Here is a 214-nt window from a genome sequence, read left to right on the forward strand (position 1 = left end):
ATATTGTTTATTTGCCCGGAAAAGCAATAAGAGCAACTGTGAGTAGCTTCATTATAGTTAACCTCAAGGCAATTTTCCGCACTTTCTAATCTACCAGCTGGGCCTTTGATTTCAATCATTGCTATTTGCTCGCCTTCAGCTTCAATAATTGTTTCTACTCTTGATTCTGGTAGGTTTTCGGGAGAGAGCGAATCTATTGATAAGCCTGTATCTA

The 214-nt window shown here is 38.8% G+C and carries 1 pseudogene; it reads right to left on the reverse strand.

The features are described from left to right. Window positions 1-214 (reverse strand): annotated as a pseudogene (locus ABF638_RS38580) (hypothetical protein); the annotation flags it as partial.

The organism is Nostoc sp. CALU 1950 (assembly GCF_051172895.1).
GTDB classification, from domain to species: Bacteria; Cyanobacteriota; Cyanobacteriia; order Cyanobacteriales; family Nostocaceae; genus Nostoc; species Nostoc edaphicum_A.